The sequence below is a fragment of the Rhodococcoides corynebacterioides NBRC 14404 genome (assembly GCF_001894765.1).
GTDB classification, from domain to species: Bacteria; Actinomycetota; Actinomycetes; order Mycobacteriales; family Mycobacteriaceae; genus Rhodococcoides; species Rhodococcoides corynebacterioides.
Genome location: NZ_BCWV01000003.1, coordinates 448,405 through 468,138 on the forward strand (window position 1 = coordinate 448,405; position 19,734 = coordinate 468,138).

24 protein-coding genes are annotated in these 19,734 nt (G+C 71.7%); 2 read left to right on the plus strand and 22 right to left on the minus strand.

Going from position 1 to position 19,734, the window contains the following annotated elements:
* Positions 1-2: 2 nt before the first annotated feature.
* The 12 genes from RC2_RS07370 to RC2_RS07420 all read right to left on the minus strand — a co-directional run bounded on the left by RC2_RS07370 (position 3) and on the right by RC2_RS07420 (position 8,816).
* Positions 3-245 (minus strand): hypothetical protein, encoded by a 243-nt coding sequence (locus RC2_RS07370; protein WP_068145939.1) that lies wholly within the window; start codon positions 243-245, stop codon positions 3-5.
* Positions 242-712 carry a transport-regulating membrane protein Mce1N gene (gene mce1N / locus RC2_RS07375; protein WP_068145938.1) on the minus strand — a complete coding sequence of 157 codons (471 nt, stop codon included), beginning with the start codon at positions 710-712 and terminating at the stop codon, positions 242-244. Before mce1N ends, RC2_RS07370 begins: the two co-directional genes overlap by 4 nt.
* Positions 709-1,200 (minus strand): hypothetical protein, encoded by a 492-nt coding sequence (locus tag RC2_RS07380; RefSeq protein WP_139277308.1) that lies wholly within the window; start codon positions 1,198-1,200, stop codon positions 709-711. Before RC2_RS07380 ends, mce1N begins: the two co-directional genes overlap by 4 nt.
* Positions 1,201-1,225: 25 nt before the next feature.
* Complete coding sequence (locus RC2_RS07385) at positions 1,226-1,423, minus strand: hypothetical protein (RefSeq protein ID WP_068145935.1); 198 nt, start codon at positions 1,421-1,423, stop codon at positions 1,226-1,228.
* An 87-nt stretch (positions 1,424-1,510) separates the two neighbouring features.
* Entirely contained in the window at positions 1,511-1,645 is a 135-nt protein-coding gene (locus tag RC2_RS19285; RefSeq protein ID WP_261767655.1) for a hypothetical protein, read from the minus strand.
* Between the two features lie 87 nt (positions 1,646-1,732).
* The gene (locus tag RC2_RS07390; protein WP_082895375.1) at positions 1,733-2,365 is read right to left on the minus strand and encodes a DUF5336 domain-containing protein; all 633 of its coding nucleotides are present in this window, start codon (positions 2,363-2,365) and stop codon (positions 1,733-1,735) included.
* Positions 2,362-3,342, minus strand: a complete 981-nt coding sequence (hemB, locus tag RC2_RS07395) for a porphobilinogen synthase (RefSeq protein WP_068145933.1) — start codon at positions 3,340-3,342, stop codon at positions 2,362-2,364. The genes RC2_RS07390 and hemB overlap by 4 nt, the downstream gene beginning before the upstream one ends.
* 5 nt (positions 3,343-3,347) lie before the next feature.
* Positions 3,348-4,913, minus strand: a complete 1,566-nt coding sequence (locus tag RC2_RS07400) for a bifunctional uroporphyrinogen-III C-methyltransferase/uroporphyrinogen-III synthase (protein ID WP_068145930.1) — start codon at positions 4,911-4,913, stop codon at positions 3,348-3,350.
* Between the two features lie 165 nt (positions 4,914-5,078).
* Positions 5,079-6,083, minus strand: a complete 1,005-nt coding sequence (hemC, locus tag RC2_RS07405; RefSeq protein WP_068145928.1) for a hydroxymethylbilane synthase — start codon at positions 6,081-6,083, stop codon at positions 5,079-5,081.
* Positions 6,080-7,468 carry a glutamyl-tRNA reductase gene (locus tag RC2_RS07410; RefSeq protein ID WP_068145925.1) on the minus strand — a complete coding sequence of 463 codons (1,389 nt, stop codon included), beginning with the start codon at positions 7,466-7,468 and terminating at the stop codon, positions 6,080-6,082. Before RC2_RS07410 ends, hemC begins: the two co-directional genes overlap by 4 nt.
* 7 nt (positions 7,469-7,475) lie before the next feature.
* The gene (locus RC2_RS07415) at positions 7,476-8,348 is read right to left on the minus strand and encodes a redox-sensing transcriptional repressor Rex (protein ID WP_068145923.1); all 873 of its coding nucleotides are present in this window, start codon (positions 8,346-8,348) and stop codon (positions 7,476-7,478) included.
* 195 nt (positions 8,349-8,543) lie between these two features.
* Positions 8,544-8,816: a glutaredoxin family protein gene (locus RC2_RS07420; RefSeq protein WP_068145920.1), complete on the minus strand. Its 273-nt coding sequence runs from the start codon at positions 8,814-8,816 to the stop codon at positions 8,544-8,546.
* 178 nt (positions 8,817-8,994) lie between these two features.
* Between RC2_RS07420 and RC2_RS07425 the strand changes: the two genes are divergently transcribed.
* Together RC2_RS07425 and RC2_RS07430 are read left to right on the plus strand one after the other, a co-directional pair.
* Entirely contained in the window at positions 8,995-9,927 is a 933-nt protein-coding gene (locus RC2_RS07425) for an HAD family hydrolase (RefSeq protein ID WP_082895387.1), read from the plus strand.
* A gap of 30 nt (positions 9,928-9,957) precedes the next feature.
* The gene (locus tag RC2_RS07430; protein WP_068145917.1) at positions 9,958-11,448 is read left to right on the plus strand and encodes a phytoene desaturase family protein; all 1,491 of its coding nucleotides are present in this window, start codon (positions 9,958-9,960) and stop codon (positions 11,446-11,448) included.
* Here RC2_RS07430 and RC2_RS07435 read toward each other — a convergent pair.
* From RC2_RS07435 to RC2_RS07480, 10 genes are all read right to left on the minus strand, one after another.
* Positions 11,445-11,969 carry a phenolic acid decarboxylase gene (locus RC2_RS07435; RefSeq protein WP_068145914.1) on the minus strand — a complete coding sequence of 175 codons (525 nt, stop codon included), beginning with the start codon at positions 11,967-11,969 and terminating at the stop codon, positions 11,445-11,447. The two genes, RC2_RS07430 and RC2_RS07435, sit on opposite strands and share 4 nt — an antisense overlap.
* Positions 11,966-13,033 (minus strand): lysophospholipid acyltransferase family protein, encoded by a 1,068-nt coding sequence (locus RC2_RS07440; protein ID WP_068145912.1) that lies wholly within the window; start codon positions 13,031-13,033, stop codon positions 11,966-11,968. Before RC2_RS07440 ends, RC2_RS07435 begins: the two co-directional genes overlap by 4 nt.
* Positions 13,030-14,130 (minus strand): NAD-dependent epimerase/dehydratase family protein, encoded by a 1,101-nt coding sequence (locus tag RC2_RS07445; RefSeq protein ID WP_072681244.1) that lies wholly within the window; start codon positions 14,128-14,130, stop codon positions 13,030-13,032. The genes RC2_RS07440 and RC2_RS07445 overlap by 4 nt, the downstream gene beginning before the upstream one ends.
* Before the next feature lie 216 nt (positions 14,131-14,346).
* A complete protein-coding gene (locus RC2_RS07450; RefSeq protein WP_003402602.1) occupies positions 14,347-14,448 on the minus strand; it encodes a 30S ribosomal protein bS22 in 102 nt (33 codons plus the stop codon).
* A gap of 189 nt (positions 14,449-14,637) precedes the next feature.
* The gene (locus RC2_RS07455) at positions 14,638-14,886 is read right to left on the minus strand and encodes a helix-turn-helix domain-containing protein (RefSeq protein ID WP_068099453.1); all 249 of its coding nucleotides are present in this window, start codon (positions 14,884-14,886) and stop codon (positions 14,638-14,640) included.
* A 152-nt stretch (positions 14,887-15,038) separates the two neighbouring features.
* Positions 15,039-15,872: a pyrroline-5-carboxylate reductase gene (proC, locus tag RC2_RS07460; protein ID WP_068145906.1), complete on the minus strand. Its 834-nt coding sequence runs from the start codon at positions 15,870-15,872 to the stop codon at positions 15,039-15,041.
* Positions 15,873-15,898: 26 nt separating this feature from the next.
* Entirely contained in the window at positions 15,899-16,753 is an 855-nt protein-coding gene (locus tag RC2_RS07465) for a thioesterase family protein (RefSeq protein ID WP_068145905.1), read from the minus strand.
* A complete protein-coding gene (locus RC2_RS07470; protein WP_068145901.1) occupies positions 16,750-17,628 on the minus strand; it encodes a sugar phosphate isomerase/epimerase family protein in 879 nt (292 codons plus the stop codon). Before RC2_RS07470 ends, RC2_RS07465 begins: the two co-directional genes overlap by 4 nt.
* Positions 17,625-18,668 (minus strand): Rv0497 family membrane protein, encoded by a 1,044-nt coding sequence (locus RC2_RS07475; protein WP_068145899.1) that lies wholly within the window; start codon positions 18,666-18,668, stop codon positions 17,625-17,627. Before RC2_RS07475 ends, RC2_RS07470 begins: the two co-directional genes overlap by 4 nt.
* A gap of 66 nt (positions 18,669-18,734) precedes the next feature.
* Positions 18,735-19,691, minus strand: coding sequence for a Ppx/GppA family phosphatase (locus RC2_RS07480; RefSeq protein ID WP_068146090.1), 957 nt, complete (start codon positions 19,689-19,691; stop codon positions 18,735-18,737).
* Positions 19,692-19,734 lie beyond the last annotated feature (43 nt).

Genomic DNA, 19,734 nt, shown 5'->3' on the forward strand with positions numbered 1-19,734 from the left:
GGCTACGCGCGGCGACGCAGGCGCAGCAGCAGATGGACCCCGACCGCCGCGAAGACGACGGCACCGGCCACCCACGGGCCGGAGACCTGCGTGAGGGTCCATTCGAACGTCGTCGACCCGCCTGCGTCGGCGGGCAGTCGGACCGTCTCCGCGGTGGGGGTCGAGGTCACCCCGCGCTGCCACAGCAGCAGAGACGCCACGAAGGCGACCACGGCCAGGACGGCGTGGACGGCGGATCGGGTCACGGTTGCACCATGCGATCGAGGTGCTCCCGCAACGTCTCGTCGTCCTTCGCCCACGCCTGCACCAGGCCCTGGCCGCGCAGGCGCAACCCCACCGCCGTCCGCCCCCGGGGCACGCCACTGAGCTCGCCCAGCACGCGTGCGCTCTGCCACTTCTCGAGGGTGTTGCCGTTGGCGGCGTAGTCGGGCTCCGGATACACCTCCGCGATGTCCGCGACGGCGACGTTCTCGGTGCCCTGCGTCAGTTCGTCGGCGGTGAGGATCACCGTCACGTGCCGGCGAGCGGCGACGATCTGGATCGCCGTGAACCCCATGAGGACGACGGCGATCACCGCGAGGGCGACCCAGTGCACCACCGGGCCCGTGGTCAGCTCGACGACGAGGGCGAGGAGGCAGAAGAGCGGCCCCCAGGCCAGCGCGCGCCATCGCGCTCCCCACTCCACGAACAGCGCGTCGTCGGGGGCGGTCACGATGCGTCGGCCTCTCCCGCGGTGGGCGCGAACCAGGCGGCGGCGCCCGGCCGGTAGACGAGCAGGGACGCGACGAGGAACGTCAGGGCACCGACGGTGGCCAGGAGCGGGACGACGGCGAAGCCGATGAGCACCGAGCCCAGCAGGAACAGCGCCGCGAGGGCGGACAGCACCATCAGGGCGCGGCGGAACCGCACGTCGCCACGACGACACGTGGGTCCGGCGAGAAAGCCGACCCCGGCCCCGACCACCACGAACAGCACGCCGACGGTCCGCAGGATCGTCGCCAGACCGTCGGCGTCGGATGCGGTTCCGCCACCCTCGAGGATCTGCTCACGCAGCGTCGAGACCGGGAAGGTGAGGGACAGGAGGCCGAGCAGCAACACCGCGACGGCACCGACGATCCACGCGACGAGCGCGACGGTCACGAGGGTGGGGCGGCCGGTCGGGGCGGCTGCGGAATCGGCGGCATCAGCGGGCTCGGTCACGCCCACCATCCTGCCGAACGGCGCCTCACCCCAGAACGGCAGGCAGGAACACGACGGCGGCCATGAGCACGCCGGTCACCGCGATCACCAGGAGCAGCCACAGTTCACGGCGCCCGCTGCGGCAGGGCACGGTGTGCATGCGGTCGGTGTGCACACGGTCGGGGTGCACACGCTGCAGGCGGTCCGGGTGCGTCCGCTCGGAATTCCCGGTGTTCGCGGTCAACGTGGTTCCTCCCCCGGTTCGAGCTCGTGTGACACCTGTCACGGTACACCGGGCAGGACACGGGGCAAAACCATCGTCGACCGGGGATCAGGCGGCCGAGAAACCGCTCGCCACCACCAGAACGACCACCACCACGGCGGACGACAGCAGGAGGAGCGCGAAGATCTCCGCGGCCCACCGACGCCGTTCTCCGGGTTCCCGTCCGTACTCGAGTTGCGCCATTGCTACCTCCGCCGATGCCGGGTCCGACCCGACGTCAGCGTAGCGCCACTGGTGTAACTCGCGTCACATCCGTCGCAGGCGTGTCGCCTACCCGCGGCGGCGAGCGAAGAATGCCGTCGACTCGCGCCGGTGCATGAGATACACCGCTCCCGCGGCCGCGACGGCCTGCAGGATGCCGAGAATCGTCGTCACGACGGCGACCGCTCCGGACACGCCGCCGAGACCGAACAGGGACGGCAGCGTCGTCACCACGACCACCACGCCGATACCGGTCAGCACCGCGCGCGCCCATGGCCTGCCGGCACGCATCTTCCGCACCGTCAGCCAGACCAGCGCGGTGATCGCCGCCGCGAACAACAGCGCGAAGCCCATCGCCACGGTGAGGACGGTGTCCGCGGTCTCCGGCGGCAGGGCGAGCGACGGGTCCTGCGCGGTGAGGTCGGTCATGAGCGCGTCGACGAACGTGGCGCGGTCGGACCAGATGGACCACAGTCCGACGAGCATCGACGCGACGCCGAGTCCGATCACCGCGATCCACAGGTGTCGCGCGGTCTCGATGTCGACGGGCGCCGGGTCGTCGTGCGGGGGCGGCACGGGCTGCATCGCACTCGGCGGCAGACCCTCCGGGTGCCAGTTGCCCTGCGCCTGCCGGTTCCCGTCCGGCTGCGGGTTTCCTTCGGGATGCCAGGGCGGCGGGCCGAAGCGTGGATCGTCGGTCATCGCGCCAGCCGTTCCGCCACCTCGGTGGCCCAGTAGGTGAGGACGATGTCGGCGCCTGCGCGGCGAATGCCCAGGATCGACTCGTCGATGGCGGCCTCCCGGTCGATCCAGCCCCGCTCGGCGGCGGCGGTGATCATCGCGTACTCCCCCGAGATCTGGTAGGCCGCCACGGGAACGGGCGACGCGTCCGCGACCTCGCGGAGCACGTCGAGGTAGCTCATCGCCGGCTTCACCATGACCATGTCGGCACCCTCGGCGATGTCGAGGTCCACCTCGCGCAGCGACTCCCGGCGGTTGGCGGCGTCCTGCTGATAGGTGCGCCGGTCGCCTCGCAGCGTGGAGCCGACGGCCTCACGGAACGGTCCGTAGAACGCGGACGCGTACTTCGCGGTGTAGGCCAACTGGCTCACGTCGGCGAACCCGGCGGTGTCGAGACCCTGACGGATCGCGCCGATCTGACCGTCCATCATGCCGCTCGGCCCCAGCACGTGCGCGCCCGATTCGGCCTGCGCCACGGCCATGTCGACGTACCGCACGAGCGTCGCGTCGTTGTCGACGCTGCCGTCGGCGGCGAGGACACCGCAGTGGCCGTGGTCGGTGAACTCGTCGAGACAGGTGTCCGCCATGAGGACGGTCTCGTCCCCGAATTCGTCGCGCAGGCGCCGCAATCCGCGGTTGAGGATGCCGTCGGGGTCGGAGGCCTGCGTGCCCTCGCCGTCCCTGTCCTCGGGCTTCGGCACGCCGAAGAGCATCAGACCGCCGACGCCCGCGCGCACCGCCCGCTCGCCGGCCGCCGCCAACGAGTCCAGCGTGTGCTGGTGGACACCGGGCATCGACGAGATCTCGCGCGGCGCGTCGAGACCGTCGGCGACGAACATCGGCAACACCAGATGCCGTGGCTCGAGCGACGTCTCGGCCACGAGCCGCCGCACCGCGGGGGTGCGGCGGAGACGACGGGGGCGATCGACCGGGAACATGGGGGTCAGCGCCGCCGCGACTTCTTGCGCGGGGGAGGCAGCGCACCCTCGGCGCGCAACCGCGCCGCGTGTTCGGCCAGCGCCTCGACCAGCGGACCGATCTGCGCCGTCTCCGGCTGCACATCGACGCGCAGTCCGAACTCGACGGCCGTCTCGGCGGTCTTCGGTCCGATGCAGGCGACCAGCGTGCGGGCGTGCGGCTTGCCGGCGATGCCGACGAGGTTGCGCACCGTCGAACTCGAGGTGAAGCACACCGCGTCGAAGCCGCCGGTCTTGATCATCTCGCGGGTCTCCGCGGCGGGCGGTGCCGCGCGGACGGTGCGGTAGGCGGTGACGTCGTCGATCTCCCAGCCGCGCTCGCGCAGGCCCTCCGCCAGCGTCTCCGTGGCGATGTCCGCACGCGGCAACAGGACTCGGTTGACCGGATCGAAGACCTCGTCGTACGGCGGGAAGTCCTCGAGCAGCCCGAGCGAGCTCTGCTCACCGGAGGGCACCAGCTCGGGATTGATCCCGAACGAGCGGACCTTGTCCGCCGTGGCCTCGCCGACGCAGGCGATCTTGACACCCGAGAACGCGCGGGCGTCGAGACCGAACTCGGCGAACTTCTCCCACACGGCGCGCACGGCGTTGGTGGAGGTGAACACGACCCACTGGTAGCGGCCGTCGACCAGTCCCTTGACCGAGCGCTCCATCTGCGCCGGGCTCCGGGGCGGCTCGACGGCGATGGTGGGCACCTCGATGGGGATGGCGCCGTGGGTGACCAGTCGATCGCTCATCTCCGCGGCCTGATCCTTGGTCCGCGGGACCAGCACCGTCCAGCCGTACAGCGCGCGAGACTCCCACCAGGACATCTTGTTCCGCTGCGCGACCACCTTGCCGACGGTCACCACCAGCGAGCCGACCAGGTCCGACCCGGCGTCGTTGAGGGTGGCCAGCGTCGCCTCGACGGTGCGCTGCTGACGCGTCGTGCCGCGCACGGTGATCGCCACCGGAGTCTGCGGAGCGAGGCCGTGTTCGACCAGCGCACTGGCGGTCTCGGCGAGGTGACCGGCGGTGGCGTGCAGCACCAGCGGACCCGGTGCGGCGGCCAGCGACGCCCAGTTGACGTCGCCGCGCACGTCGGCCTCGGTGTGCTCGGAGCCCAGCGCCATACCGGCGTAGCTCGGAACGGCGGAGCCGGCGGGCAGGCCGGGTACGACCTCGAACTGCACCGACGTCCGGGCGACGGCGGTGACCTCCGCGATCACCGAGTCGGTGGTCAGCGGATCGCCGGACACCAGGCGCACCACGTCGTGGCCGTTCTTCGCTTCGGCCACCAGGGTTTTCGCGACCTCGGCCGGTTCACCGAGGGCCGGGCGGACGTCCACCCCGGTGTCCCCGTTCTCGTCGGCCGGACGGCGCACGGCCGACCCGACCGAGGCGACGACACCCTGATCGACGTCGGGGTCGGTGAACGCCAGCTCGGCGACGGCGAGCGCCTCACGGGCTCGCACGGTCAGCAGCACCGGGTCGCCGGGGCCGGATCCCACGAACAGGATCCGACCCGGGGTGTTCTTGCGGACTCGGCTCATCGTTGGTTCTCCAGTGCGTTGTTGCGGTAGCTGATCCGAATTTCGGTGGCGGGACCCCGTTTCGGGATCAGCCGCGCGGTGGCGATCGTGTCACGGGTCGCGGGACACCCTCGTCTCGCTCGGCGACGCGGTCCGTGACCGGCCATCGTGCGCAGGGCGCGGGGTTCAGGCATCGCCGCCCCCGGTGGTCGTGCTCGCCGCCGTCGGCGACGAGGCGGGTTCGGTGACCTCGACGAGGTCACGCGCCCCGAGGTCCAACAACTCTCGGGCCACGGACCGGCCCAGCTTCTCGGCGTCCGCCACGGCCCCGACGGCCGATGCGCGCACCACGTCCGAGCCGTCGACGGCCGCCGCGCAGCCGCGGACGGACAGCTCCTCGATCACCCGGCCGTCGTCGTCGAGCGAGTCGACCACCTCGGCGATGGCGCCCACCGGCGCGGTGCAGCCGGCTTCGAGTTCGGCGAGCAGCGCCCGCTCCGCGGTCACGGTGGCCCGGGCGGCGGTGTCGTCGAGCCGGGCGAGCACCGCGGCGAGATCGGAGTCGTCGCTGCGACATTCGACCGCGAGGGCACCCTGGGCCGGCGCGGGCAGGAACTGCACGGGCTCGAGCGCCTCGGTGACCACGTCGAGTCGGTCGATGCGCGCGAGTCCGGCGCGGGCGACGACGACGGCGTCGAGATCGCCGGAGGTGACCTTGCCGATGCGGGTGTCGAGATTGCCGCGCAACGGCCGGACGTCGAGACCCAGTCCGAGAGCACGCAACTGCGCGATGCGACGCGGCGCGGACGTGCCGACGGTGGCTCCCGGCGGCAGCGCGCCCAGCACGAGGCCGTCCCGAGCGACGAGGGCGTCACGCGGGTCCTCGCGCTGCGGGATCGCGGCCACGGTGAAGCGCGGATCCTGCGCCGTCGGCAGATCCTTGTACGAGTGGACGGCGACGTCGATGGTGTTGTCCGCCAGCGCTTCTCGCAGCGCGGCGGTGAAGACGCCGACGCCGATCTGCTGGACCGGCGCGGCCGACTTGTCACCGGCGGTGGCCACGATCACCAGCTCGGTCTCGACCCCGGCAGCGGTGATGGCCGCGCGCACGGTCTCGGCCTGGGTGGTCGCCAGCAGGCTTCCGCGGGTGCCGACGCGGATCACCCGCTTCTCCAGAGCGGCGGCGGTCATTCGGTCACCTCGCGGGAGACGGTGAAGTCGTCGGCCAGGGCGGCACCGGGGTTGTCGGTGTCGACGGCGGCGACCTCCATCGGCGACGCCACGGCCTGGACGGTGGACGGCGAGAGTTCGAACAGCTCCCGCAGCGCCTCGGCGTAGGAGTCCCCACCGGGAGTCGTCGCGAGCTGCTTGACCCGCACCGTGGGCGCGTGGAGCAGCTTGTCGACGACGCGGCGGACGGTACGCGCCACCTCGTCGCGCTGAGGGTCGGCCAGGCCGGGCAGGCGGGAGTCGAGACGCATGAGTTCGGCCTCGACCACCTCGGCCGCGCGCTGGCGGAGGGCGGTCACGGTGGGGGTGACCTCGGCGAGGCGCTGACCGGACAGGTAGGCGGCGAGCTCGCGGGCGACGATGTCGCGGGCGGCGCGCTCGTCGGACGCGGCGGCGCCCGCGGCCGGATCGTGCTGGAGCGTGGCCATGTCGAGCACCGTCACCCCGGGCAGACCGGCGACGGCGGGCTCGACGTCCCGCGGCAGGCCGAGATCGCAGATGACCAGGGGGCGGGCGGCGGTATCGCGGCGCGCGAGGGCGCGGTGCACGTCGGCGATGGTGACGACGGCGCCCACCGCACCGGTACAGGTGACGAGGACGTCGGCCTCGGTGACGGCGTCGGCGAGGTCGTCCAGCGTGACGGCGACGGCCTCGACCCCGGCCTCGGCGGCCGTCTCCGCGAGCCGCGCTCCGCGCGAGGCGGTGCGGTTGGCCACGGTCACGGCCCCGATGCCGCCGCGGACCAGGTGCGCGACGGACAGTCCGCCCATCGCGCCCGCTCCGAGCACCACGGCGCGACGACCGGCGAGCGACCCGAGGACATCGGCGGCCCGGTCGAGTGCGACCGACACCACGGAGGCGCCGGCCTTGTCGATGCCGGTCTCCGAGTGCACCTTCTTGCCCACGCGCAGCGCCTGCTGGGCCAGCTCGTGCAGGGTGCGACCCGAGGCCTGCTGCGCGTCCGACGCCGCGTAGGCGGCGCGGATCTGTCCGAGGATCTGCTGCTCGCCGACGACCATCGAGTCCAGGCCACCGGCGACCGCGAACAGGTGCTCGGCCGCGGCCTCGCTGTACCGCACGTAGGCGTGCTTGGTCAGCTCGGCGAGGTCCAGGCCGGAGTGCTCCGACAAGAGGGCGCCGAGATCGGTCAGGGCGCCGTGGAAGGCGTCGACCACCGCGTAGACCTCCACGCGGTTGCAGGTCGAGACGATCATGACCTCGGAGACGTGCGAGGACGCCATGATCCGATCGGTGAGCTTCGGGCGGTCGGTGTCGCCGACGGCGACACGTTCGAGCACCGACACGGGAGCGCTGCGATGCGAGATCCCGAGGAGGAGAACACTCACGGAAAGATCACCGATCCGTTCTGCTGTGCGCCCCGACCGGAACACGGTCGGGATCGACTGGAGTGGCTGTGTCGCCTGGAGTGGTCAGGACGGTCGCGGCGTCCCGGCAGGTCGATCGGACCGGTCGAGGGCGCTGGGCCTTGTGGGCGTTGGCGAACGAGAGGATCTGCAACTCGACGGCGAGGTCGACCCGACGCAGATCGACGTGCGGTGGGGTGACCGGGTCGATCGAGGCGAACGAGAGGATGCAGTCGATCCCGGCGTCGACGAGTGCGTCGACGGCGGACTGGGCGGCGGCATCGGGAGTGGCGACGACGCCGACGGTCGCTCCGAGATCGGCGGCCGCGGAGGCGAGGTCGCGGGCGTGCCGCACCGTCAGCTCTCGACAGCCGTCCGCCGCGGTACCGACGGACACGGTGGTGCCCACCACGTCCGGGGCGACGTCGAACAGTCCGACGAGGGTGAACCCGCGGCGCGCGAAGCCCTCGTATCCGATCAGCGCGGACCCGAGGTTCCCGAGCCCGACGAGCACCACTCGGTGACCGCGGTCGAGACCCAGGGCCAGCTCGATGCGGGCGCGCAGACGCGCGACGTCGTAGCCGACGCCCCGGACACCCATGGGTCCGAGGAAGGAGAGGTCCTTGCGCAACGTCGCGGAACCGACCCCGGACGCGACGGCGAGATCCTCGCTCGACACCACCAGGATGCGACGCTCGGCGACCGCAGCGAGTACCCGGAGATAGTCGGCCAGACGGGTGACCGTAGCCTTGGGGATCGAGGGAGTGCGAGTGGCGACGGGAGCGTCGTGCTGCTGACGGCGGACACCGCTCGCGGTCGCCCGCGCGGTCTCGGCGCCGGGTTGCCGGCGGTCAGCGGTCACGTCGATGACTCCTCGCACGGTGTTCGAGCAGGCCGGTGGGCACGAGCGATCCCCGTGGTCACCGCTCGCGCCGGGAGGTCACCGACCCCTTGACTCGATAACCACGGTAACCGCTCGTGAACGTATGAACAAAGTCGCCGAGCCGTGTGCTACGATCCCGCGCCTCCTGCGCACCCCCACGTCCGCCGGGACGGGTCAGCCCGCGTCGGGCGCCCCCAGATCGCGGCGCAGCCGGGCCACGTCCACCTCCCAGTAGCTGTGCTCACGGCCGTCGAGCAGCACCACCGGCAGCCGGTCTCCGTACTCCGCCCGCAGGTCAGGGTCCCGCTGCGCTGCCTCGTCGACGTCGACGGAGTCCAGCGCGACGTCCAGCTCCGCACAGAGCGGACGCAGCACCGCCATCGCCCCGTCGCACGCGCCGCACCCCGCGCGTGTCAGCAATGTCACCGTGTGTCGACCGTCCGTCATGGGCCCATTCTCTCGTGACGGGGTACGCCGCGACTAGGCTGGTCACGTCCCGCGGCGGCGACCGGTCGTGGACGGGTTCGACGAGGGGGAGGTGCGCATGGCCGATCAGGACGAGCCCGAGATTCTCGACGACTCCCGCGACCGTCGCCGGGTCGATCCCGCCGGCGCGCGCGATCGTATGGCCCGCCGTATCCGCAACCCCTTCGGTCCGACGGCCGCGCAGATCCGCGCCACCCTCGCCGGCGAGGCGAGTGCGGACGCCGCCATCGCACTGCAGGCCGAGGCCAGGGACAGCGCCGAGGCCCACGGCGACGGAGACGGGGACGGTCCGAGTCCGGTCCCCCGCGACCTCACGGCGGCGGCCTTCTTCGACGTCGACAACACGATGGTGCAGGGCGCGTCGATCATCCACTTCGCTCGCGGCCTCGCGGCGCGCAAGTACATCACCACCAAGGACATCACCCAGTTCGCGTGGCAGCAGGTGAAGTTCCGCGTGAGCGGCAAGGAGAACCTGGGCGACGTCGACACCGGCCGCGCCAAGGCGCTGTCCTTCGTCGAGGGCCGGTCGACCGCCGAGATCGTGCGGCTCGGCGAGGAGATCTACGACGAGATCATCGCCGACCGCATCTGGGCCGGCACCCGAGCGCTCGCCCAGATGCATCTCGACGCGGGTCAGCAGGTATGGCTCGTGACGGCGACGCCGGTGGAGTTGGCGTCGATCATCGCGTCCCGGCTCGGCTTCACCGGAGCGCTCGGCACGGTCGCCGAGAGCGAGAACGGCGTGTTCACCGGCCGCCTCGTCGGGGACATCCTGCACGGACGCGGCAAGGCGCACGCCGTCCGGACGCTCGCCGTGCGGGAAGGCCTCGATCTGCGGCGGTGCACCGCGTACTCCGATTCGTACAACGACGTCCCGATGCTCTCGTTGGTCGGCACGGCCGTCGCCGTCAATCCCGACGCCGACCTGCGCGAGCTGGCGAAGAACCGCGGCTGGGAGGTGCGGGACTTCCGCACCGGACGCAAGGCCGCCAAGATCGGCGTGCCGACCGCGCTGGCGCTCGGTGCCGTCGGCGGCGGCGTCGCCGCGGTGCTGGGGCGCAAACAGACGTGAGGCGCGTGCTGCCGTGACGCGCATGCTGCCGTGACCCGCGCCGTCGTCGTCGGCGCGGGAGTGGGCGGTCTGGCCGCCGCCGCGCGCCTGTCCCACGGCGGGTACGACGTCACCGTGCTGGAACAGTCCGCCGACCTCGGCGGCAAGCTCGGGATCGTCCGCCGGGACGGCTTCGTCTTCGACACCGGGCCGTCGCTGGTCACCATGCCGCACGTGCTGCGGGCCGTGTTCGACGACACCGGCGGTCCCGCCGACCTGCCGCTGGATCGACTGCCGGTCGCGTGTCGCTATCGATTCGCCGACGGCACGGCGCTGGACATGCCCGGGTACGCCGAGCAGATCCCCGACGCGCTCGATGCCGCCCTGGGGGCCGGCGCGGGAGCGCAGTGGAGTGCCTTCTCCGCACGGGCCGAACGGATCTGGGACGCCACGCACGCCGCGTTCCTCGAGTCGTCCATCGGTCCGCGGGAGTTGCTGACGCTCGGACGCCGGGTCGGCGACGTGCGCACGATCGCGCCGTGGTCGAGCCTGCGCGGCCTCGGCGCGCAGTACCTGACGGACCCACGACTGACGACGATGCTTGATCGCTACGCCACGTACACCGGATCGGACCCGCGGCGGGCACCCGCTGCTCTGGCCACCGTGCCCCATGTCGAGCAGCGCTGGGGGTCCTGGCACGTGCCGGGTGGACTGCACCGGATCGCGGACGCGCTGGCGGACCGAGCGCGACTGTGCGGCACGGACATTCACACAAAGGTGACGGTGACCGGCATCGCCACCGAGAACGGGCGGGTCCGCGGGGTCCACACCACCGCGGGCACCGTCGACGCCGACGTGGTGATCGCGAACGCGGACGCCGAGCAGGTGTACCGTGACCTGCTGCCCCCGTCCCGGCGCACCGCGCTCACCCGGCGGCGAATCGGGGCCACCACGCCCAGCCTGTCCGGATTCGTCGTGCTGCTCGCCCTGCGCGGCCGCGATCCGGACACCCCGCACCACCGCATCCTGTTCCCCGCGCACTACGACGACGAGTTCGACGCCGTCTTCGGAACCCGTACGCGCGCTGCGCATCCCGCGACGGACCCCACCGTGTACGTCAGCGCGCCGAACGATCCCGCGCTGCGGCCGAACGACGACTCCGACGCCTGGTTCGTCCTGGTCAACGCGGCTCGTCACGGCCGCGGATCGCGCTCACTGGTGGACTGGGACGCACCCGGACTCGCGGAGAGCTACGCCGACCGCATCCTGGCGATCATGGCCGCCCGCGGTGTCGACGTCCGGGATCGCGTGCTGTGGCGGCAGATCCTCTCCCCCGCCGATCTGGAGCGTCGCACCGTGACGCCCGGCGGGTCGATCTACGGCACGTCGTCGAACGGTGCGCTCGCCGCATTCCTGCGCCCCGCCAATCGATCTCCCGTGGACGGGCTGTTCCTCGTGGGCGGATCGTCCCACCCGGGCGGCGGTCTGCCGTTGGTGACCCTCTCGGCCGAGATCGTGGACCGGATGGTGCGGGCGCGCTAGTTCGTGCGGTCGGCGAAGCCGGCGGGCAGGGCGCCCGGGGCGGTGTCGATCACGGTCTCGTCGTCATCGCCGACGTGCTCGAACAGCGTGATGTGGGCGAACTCCGGCACCACGTAGATCGGGTAGGTGGGACCGGCGTCGCGGTAGCGGCGCATCTCGTCGAGGTGGTCGTTCTGGTACAGGACGGTCTTGTCCCCGTCGAGTTCGATCCAGTGCGGGAAGAAGATCGTGCCGTGCAGCACGCGCTGCTCGGGCACCACGGTGACGACGACGCTCGTCCCGGTGGGCTCCGTCCAGGAGACCTTGAACACGCCGGCCGCCAGGGCGACCAGGTCGACGTCCTGGTCCCGCACCCAGCGGCCCCCGACGTGGCCGGAGTGGATGCGGTAGTCGATGGTGGTCGCGTTCTTGACGTACATCTCGTACTGCCACCCGTTGGCGTACGTGTAGATCATCCGGTGGCCGACCAGGCCGGAGAGATCCTGCGGCGGAACGGGATCGGAGACCGACGTCGGCCTCATCCGAGGAAGACCCCGCGCCGTCGGGTCAGCAACCGGTACAGCGTCTGCTGAATGGTCTCGCGGACGTGGTCGGTGACCTCGAAGAGCTCCATCGGATCGTCCGCCGCAGCGGGCGAGAACTGGTCCGTCCGAATGGGTTCGCCGAACTCGATGTACCACTTCGACGGCAGCGGGATCAGTCCCAGCGGACCGAAGTGCGGGAACAGCGGGGTCACCGGGAAGTACGGCAGACCCAGCACGCGCGCCAGCGTGGTCAGATCGCCGATCTTCGGGTAGATCTCCTCCGAACCGACGATCGAGCACGGAATGATCGGCGTCTGGGTCCGCAGTGCGGCCGAGACGAACCCTCCGCGCCCGAAGCGCTGCAGCTTGTACCGCTCGCTGAACGGCTTGCCGATTCCCTTGAAGCCCTCCGGGAACACCGCGACCACCTCGCCGCCGCGCAGCAACCGCTCCGCGTCGGGCTGGCAGGCCAGAGTGTGTCCGGCCCGACGCGCGACCGTGCCCACCAGCGGCGTCTCGAACGCCAGGTCCGCGGCCAACATGCGCAGGGCGCGCTTCTGCGGGTGGTGATCGCGCATGGCCACCGACGCCATCAGACCGTCGATGGGGATGACGCCCGCGTGGTTGGAGACCACCAGCGCTCCCCCCGTCGCTGGAACGTTCTCGATCCCGCGGACCTCGACGCGGAACCACTTGTCGAACAACGGCCGCAGCGCGGGCAGCCACACGTTGTCGGCGAAGTGCGGGTCGTAGCCGAACTCGTCCACCTCGTAGTCGCCGGACAACCGGGTACGCAGGAAATCGGCACCGCCGGACACACGCTCGGCGACCGCGCGGCGCAGTGCGTCGAGGGCCGACGACGTGCGCTCGGCTGCCTCGTCCGGCACGGACTCGGCGAGGACCGGCGCCGTGGGTGGGTCGAGCCGCGGACCGACGACGGGCGCGTCGGTGTAGGCCGACGGATGACGCCCGCGGACGTCCTCGGGCGTGCTGCCGGACGCCGACCGCGCCGGACGGGTCACCGAGCCGCGCAGCGGAATCACCTTCGCCACCCCGCTCACCGCCCCGCCGCCACGGATCGCATCGGAGCCGGTCGCGCGGCGTCGACACCGAGCAGCGCGAGCAGACGCGCTTCGGCGGCGTCGATCCATTCCCGTCGCACCACGGGCGTCAGCGCCACTCCGCGGACGAAGTCGTCGAACGCCTGCATCGTGGTCCACCTCGGGGTGAATCCCAGCACGGTCTTCATGCGCGTCGTGTCCACCCCGCAGCCGAAGTTGAAGTAGTCGAGTTGTTCCTCGGAGAAGCCGCGCATGAGCGACCCCATCACCGCCTTGCCCGTCGTGCGGAACAGCGCCGGCGGCACCGGCACCTCGATGCGCCCGGCGCGCCGGATGGCCTGCGACAGCATGACGATGCCGTCGGCGGCCACGTTGAACGTGCCCGCCGGCCCGGCGACGGTGGCTCGCTCCAGCGCCGCGAGAGCGTCCTCCTCGTGCAGCAACTGCATCCGGGCATCCCGCCCCAGCACCGACGGCGTGAGCGGTGAGGTCAGATACCGCGAGACGGCCCCGTTGAGCCGCGGGCCGATCATGGGCGCGTTGCGCAGGATGGTCACGTCCACGTCGGGACGACGACGGCCGAGCCCACGCGCATAGCCTTCGGTCTCCACCGCGTCGCGCGCGAAGCCGCCGCGCAGGCGCGATTTCGACCCCATCTCCTCGGTGAACTGGGCGGGGTCCTTGGCGCTGCACCCGTACACCGCGGTCGACGAGCGGAGCACCACCCGCCGTACCGACGGCGACTTCTGGCAGACGGCGAACAGCTGCATCGCGCCGAGGACGTTGAGATCCTTCATGACGGTGCGTCCACCGCCGCCGGGCGGCCGGGAGATGAGCGAGGCGTGCACCACGGTGTCGACCTCGCTGCTGCGAATGACCTTGCCGATGAGCGGATTCCTGATGTCGGCGCGCACGAACTCGGCGCGCCCCATCCGTCGGATCATGTCCTTGGTCGGGGCGACGGCGTCGACGGCGATCACCCGCTCGACCGACGGATCCTGTGCCAGCCGCGCCGTGAGGTAGCCGCCCAGGAAGCGGCTGGCGCCGGTCACCAGAACGACGCGCGGCGCGGCCGGGGCACGGCTGTCATCGCTCATCGATCTCACCCCGACTCGCTCGTGAATCTCGCCTACTCGTCCCGACCATCGTGTCACGGGTCGCCGATCCGCGCTGTGGACTCGGCCACAGACGACGCGGGGGGCGGGGCCCCGAGACACGACAGCCCCGAGAGACGACGCCCCCGAAACACGACTCTGCCCGTGCACCTGACGGGCACGGGCAGAGTCGGCGCGGCGGTCACCGCCGCGGACGAATCACTTACCGAGTTTCCTGCGCTGAACGCGGGTGCGGCGCAGCAGCTTGCGGTGCTTCTTCTTCGACATGCGCTTGCGGCGCTTCTTGATCACTGAACCCATGCGGGTGTCCTCGCGTTCTTCTGGTCGTATCGGTCGGCAGCGTGTGCTGCTGCGCACGGCGGGGCGGCGCACCTCGGAAGGTGCGCACAACGGCGCAGGGGCTGTCCGCACGCGCGTGTGCAGCCCCCATCATAAACCGGCAGGCAACGCTCGCCCGAATCGGGTGATCCGACCGCGGGGCTCGCGCGCCTATCCGGCGTCGAAGTAGGAGGTCTCCAAGTAGTCGTGCACCGCCTTCGCATGCACTCGGAACGAGCGGCCCACCCGAACGGCCGGCAGCTCGCCGCCGTGCACCAAGCGGTACACGGTCATCTTGGAGACCCTCATCAGCGACGCCACTTCGGCCACCGTGAGGAATTGCGTACCGGCCACGGCCGGTCCTCCGTCGTGCGACGAGTTCTTCGAACCCGACCCGGACGGCTTGTCCACTGATTCCATGAAATTCACATACCTCCGGCACGTCCGCGCCGCCGGCTTCCCCTCCGGCGGAACAGACACGCACGTGCTGCGACCGAGCTTAGCGGGACACCTGTGACTTCTGCGACGGGTGGGGGTGGATTTCGTCCGAATTGCCGACGGAGCCGACCCGATCAGCCGATCAGCGGAGTCCCGTCGGCCGGGATTCCGAGCGCCACGCTGCGCGCTCGGGCCGCCTCCACGGCGTCCAGCACGGCGGCCCTGAATCCGCGTCGTTCCAGCTCGGCGAGGGCGGCGGCCGTCGTTCCCCCCGGCGAGGTGACCCCGGCGCGGAGCTCCGTGGCCGTCTCGTCGGACCGATCGAGCATCGCGGCCGACCCCACCATGGTCTGCGTCACCAACGTCGTCGCCGTCTCGCGTGTCAGGCCCAACCCGACGGCCGCGTCCACCATGGCCTCGGCCATGAGGAAGAAATAGGCGGGCCCGGACCCGGACACCGCCGTCACCGCGTCGATCTTGTCCTCCGCGACCACGGCGGTCCGGCCCACGGTGCCGAGCAGCTTGCGGACGGCCTCGATGTGCTCGGACCGCGCGTGCCGGCCCGGAGCCAGCACGCTCATCGCCTCGCCGACGAGCATGGGGGTGTTGGGCATGACCCGCACGATCGGGATGCCCGCGGGCAGCTTGGGTTCGTACCGCGACGCCGGCACCCCCGCGGCCATCGACACCACGATCTGCTCGCGCTCGCCGTTCAGCTCGGCCTTGGACATCTGGGTGACGACGGAGTCCACGTCGTCCGGCTTGACGGCGACGACGATGACGTCGGCACCCTCCACGGCGTCGACGACGCTCGTCGCGCGGATGCCGAACTGCGTCGCCACGGCCTCGGCCCGCGCCGGGTGCTTCTCCGCCAGCACCACCGAGCCCGTCGGCAGTCCCCCCTCGATCAGACCGGCGATCAACGCCTCTCCGATTCGGCCGCCACCGATCACCGCGATTCTCGTCATGGGTGACAGGTTCTCACGCGGGCCGATCAGGCCGGCGGGAGCGGCACCATCGCCAGCTGACGGCTCTGCACCACCAGCGCGCCGGTCTCGTCGACGATGGTGTGGTCCTCCTCGAACCACTGTCCCCCGACGACGGCCGACGACGACGTCACGCGCAGCCACCCCGGCGTCGGCGTGCGGCGCAGGTACGTCGTCAACTGCACCGTCGGTGCCCACCCGAACAGCCCGCGGTTCATCGTGACCGGAGGGCAGATGTCACCCGCCATGACGGCGAAGAGCGCGGCGGTGGCGGGATCGTTCCCGTCGTCCGGTCGCGGGCGCACCCACATCCGGATCTCGGCGGATCCCTGTGCGCCCGTGAGGAAATGCGCGGCGGTCGGGTCGAGTCGCATGTCGCAGCCCCGGGCGACGTGGACGACGTCGGCCATCGGGTGTCCGGGTGCGACGCGGGCGGCGGTCTCCGGCGGGGTCGGATCCATGGCCAGGACGGACGCGAGCGGACCCTCGTGCTCCTGATGGACCGGCGCAGCGGTGTCCGGCGTGCCGAGGGTGACGACGCACCGCACCGCGGGGCGGTCGCCCTGGCTCAGGACGGCGTCGACGTGGGCGACGCGGCGACCACGCTTGTGGATCGTCGTGGTGACGGTCACCGGACCGGGATCGGGTGCCGCGAGGTAGCTCGCACTCACCGCGAGCGGCGAGAGCACGGCCGGGTCGTCGTCCCCCGCGAGGCGCTGCGCCGCGGCCGCAGCGCACACCGCCATCATCGCGCCGCCGTGCACCTTCGGGCCGATGGTCCACGTCGAGTCGACGGTGCCGGCGAACACGTCGGTCCCGGTCCGCTCGAGCGTCGTCAGATCGCGGAAGGGGGCATCGGTCACGACGTACTCGGTTCTGCCGGGGCCGACCGCGTGGGCCGGCCGAGGTGGGTGCGGGCGAAGGCGAGGGACCGTTCGAGGGCGGTGGCGCGCTCGGCCGCCGTGCGGGCGTTCTGCGTGTTGATCTCCACCACCGCCTGGCCGTCGAAGCCCCGCTCCGCGACGCGGCGCAGAACCTGCGCGACGGGCTGGGTGCCGTCGCCGGGCACCAGGTGCTCGTCGACGGACGCGCCGCGGCCGTCCGCCAGGTGGAAGTGCGCCAGCCCGCGGCCCATGCGGTCGGCGAGGTCGACGGCGTCGAGTCCCGACGTCGCGGTGTGCGAGAAGTCCAGCGTGTAGTGCGCGAAGCCGACGTCCGTCGGGTCGTACGACGGCGCGAAGGCGGACACGCCGAGGCCCGGCCGACCGCCGCGCCGCTCGAGTCGGCGCGCGGAGCCGGTCACCGCGCCGAACAGTCGATCGAGCCGCATCGGGAACATGTTCTCCACGGCCACCACGACGCCGTCGGACGCCTCCTCGAGCTCCCCGGTCTGCGCGGCGAAGCCCTCGACGTACGCGCGCTGCCACCGGAACGGCGGGTGCACCACCACGGTGCGCGCGCCCAGCGACTCCGCGGCGTGGACCGTCCTGGCCAACTTCGCCACCGGGTCCGACCCCCACACTCGCTGCGTGATGAGCAGGCACGGCGCGTGCACGGCCAGCACCGGAACTCCGTACCGACGAGAGAGTCGACGGATCGCCGCCGGGTCCTGACTGATCGGTTCGGCCCAGACCATGAGCTCGACGCCGTCGTATCCGAGGTCGGCGGCGAACCGGAACGCGGACTCGGTGTTCTGCGGATAGACCGACGCCGTCGACAGACCGACCGGCACCGTCATGTGGACAACATGAAGGCCAGCGGCCCCAGCGTGACGAACACGCCCACCACCACCGCGAGCAGGATCGAGACGATGTCGTCGGTGCGGCGCAGCACGCGGACCACGGCCACCAGGCCGACGATCACGAAGAACGCCAGCACCAGCGCGACCCACGGCAGCATCTCCCACAGCCGCTCGAAACCCTTGAACAGCAGCGCGCCGAGCACGATCGCGACGACGCCCTGGCCCACCAGTGACAGCCACTGCCGGATCGGTCCGCGCGACCGAGCCGGGGCGACGGCGTCCGGGGTCTCCTCTGCGGCAGGTTCGGTCGCGGTGTCCGTGTCGGCGTCGGTGTCGGCACGATCGGTGTCGTGAGCGTCGGTGTCGGCGTCGGCATCGGCATCGGCATCGACCCGGGTGAGCACGGTGGTCTCCGGCTCGGCCGCCTGCTCGGGTTCCAGGCCCGGATCCAGCTCGGGCTGGGGCTCCGGTTCGACCACGGCCTCCGGCTCGGGATGGTGCTCGGGCTCGCTGCGACGGTCCGGGCGGGCAACGGATTCCCGCAACCGGTCCCCCGCCACGCTGGGGGCGCCCGAGAAGAGCGCCGGCTCCTCCTGCGGCACGAAGGCCGGGGTGGGACGACGGCGGGTCGCCGTCTCGGCCACCGGCTCGGGCTCCTGCTCTGCCTCGGGCTCCTGCTCTGCCTCGCGGTCCTGCTCTGCCTCGCGGTCCTGCTCTGCCTCGCGGTCCTGCTCGGCCGGGGCCTCCTCGGCACCGGCCGGGGCCTCCTCGGCGACGACCGGGGTCTCTTCGGTTCGCTCCTCGCCGGCCCGGTCGTCGTCGTTCGGCGTGTTCTCGGTTCGGTCGTCGGCGGTCCGGTCGTCGGCCGGCGGCTCGTCCCGGACGACGGGAATCTCCCCGGTCAGCTCGGCGACCGAGATGCCGCCGGCCATGCCGCGACGCCGCCGACCGCCGGTGCCCACGGTCGCGCCGTTGCGGGCGAGCAGTTCCGCCACCGACACCGGGCCGGTGGTGCCGCCTGTGTTGTCGTCGGTCATCTCGCGCCCTGTCTCACTCACCTGGTCGTTTCGCGGTCGTTCTCGTCGGTCGGTCACGTCGGTCGGTCACGTCGCCGTCGTCGGCACGACGTCACCGAACGACTCGGTGTCGAGCTTGCGCAGGATCAACCCCTCGCGCAGCGCCCACGGACAGATCTCGAGCGTGTCGAGGGACAGCGCGCGCATGGCCGCCTCGGCCACGAGCGCACCCGCCACCATCTGCCGCGACCGGTCGGCGCTGACCCCCTCGAGCTCCGCGCGATCCGCAGCCGTCATCCGGGAGATGAAGGAGATCACCTGGCGGAGGCCGTCTGCGGTCAGCGTGCGCTTGACCCGGGGGCCGGCCGCCGACGGTGCCGCTCCGGTCAGCCTGGCCAACGAACGGAAGGTCTTCGACGTTCCCACGGCGCGGTCCGGCAGCCCGGGCGCGAGGACGGCTTTCGCCGGTTCCACCAGTTCGGCGTCCAACCAGTCCCGCAGGACGGCGACGCGACGTTTGCCCGGCGGGTCCTCGTCCAGCCAGTCGCGGGTGAGGCGCCCCGCGCCGAGCTGGAGGGACATCGCGACGTCGGGGTTCTCGTCGATACCCGTGCTGAGCTCGAGCGATCCGCCGCCGATGTCGAGGTCGAGGATGCGGCCGGCGCTCCAGCCGAACCAGCGGCGCACGGCCAGGAAGGTCAGTCGCGACTCGTCCTCACCGGAGAGAACCTGCAGGTCGACGCCGGTCTCGTCGCGCACGCGGCCGAGGACGGCGTCGGAATTGCGGGCGTCACGCACCGCGGACGTCGCGAACGCCATGAGTTCGCCGCATCCGGACGATCGGGCGATACCGGCGAAATCCGCGACGGTCCGCACCAGTCGGTCCGCGCCCGCGACGGTGATGTCGCCCGCGTCGTCCGTGTTCTCCGCGAGGCGCAGCGCAGCCTTGGTCGAGCTCATCGGTGTCGGGTGACCACCACGATGGGCGTCGACCACGAGGAGATGAACGGTGTTGCTTCCGACGTCGAGCACCCCTAGCCGCACATCGAACACCGTACTGGGTCTAGCGTCGTGGCCTGTGACACGT